Here is a 919-nt window from a genome sequence, read left to right as displayed (position 1 = left end):
GTTTGTATAAGATTAGTTGCGTGTTTTAAGCACTAAAGTTAGCAAATAAATCACGGATAGAAAGTCCGCGAGAACTTTCGTAAATTGGCTAAAACCAGCAATTAATTTTATACGTTGTTGTGCTTTCGTTATTTTTTATTTATCTTAATCTTAAATAATTCTTTCAATTCATTGACATTATTTAGCATTTGCTTTAATTCAATTATTTGTCTTTTTTCTGTGTAATTTTTAAGATATAAAGCGTTCTCAAGAGTCAATATTATTTCTGGGTAGTTTTCGGTATAATTTAAATGGCTATTTTCTTTCAAGTGATAATTGTTTCTATAAAATCCTAAATTCCCAGCTTTTTGTAAATCATTTAAATAAACACTGTAATTTCCATTGGCTTGACTAACAATTCTTTCTTGTTTTCTCACAAGATTTATCAACTTTTTTCTGAGGTGAGCAGGTATCAATTTTATGTCTCCTGTTGATTCTAATGTTCCAATAGTATTAGAGTTAAATGATGGATACCAAAAAGCAAGTTTGACTTTAGTTAGTGCGTTCATCATTTCGATAAGTTCTAAGTTTGATTCTTTAGTAAGTTCTAAATATTGTTCATAGGAAGCTATACTTTCACTAATTCGAGAAATTTTGTCTTCTATGTTGTCTGTCTCATCATCCAAGTCTTCTTCTAATTGGTAATAGTAATGTTGAATAACATTACTCTGTTTGCGGTTTTCATTCCAGTTATTAATTTGAAGAGCAATCAAAATTCCAATAACCACAAGAACAATTTCTCCTATTGCGTACTTAAAATACTTTTCTGTCTTGCCTTCCGACAGTAAGTTTTGGCGAATTTTCCTAAAGAATTTTATCATTAGAGGTTAGTTTCTCTAAAGATATGATTTTAATTGAATTAGGTAGTTCAAATAATGAA

1 protein-coding gene is annotated in these 919 nt (G+C 28.8%); it reads right to left on the bottom strand.

Annotation, left to right across the window (positions count from 1 at the left end; genetic code table 11):
• Nucleotides 1-128 precede the first annotated feature (128 nt).
• Nucleotides 129-860: a DUF6090 family protein gene (locus tag ACY2RU_RS17625; RefSeq protein WP_490139799.1), complete on the bottom strand. Its 732-nt coding sequence runs from the start codon at nucleotides 858-860 to the stop codon at nucleotides 129-131.
• Nucleotides 861-919 lie beyond the last annotated feature (59 nt).

Source organism: Ulvibacter sp. 2305UL32-6, from assembly GCF_058148545.1.
Note: the sequence above shows the minus strand (reverse complement) of the source record. Positions and strands in the feature narration are given on the sequence as shown.

Bases quoted from the DNA above. Each gene is read 5' to 3' on its own strand.
- ACY2RU_RS17625 (WP_490139799.1), bottom strand. From the start codon at position 860: ATGATAAAATTCTTTAGGAAAATTCGCCAAAACTTACTGTCGGAAGGC.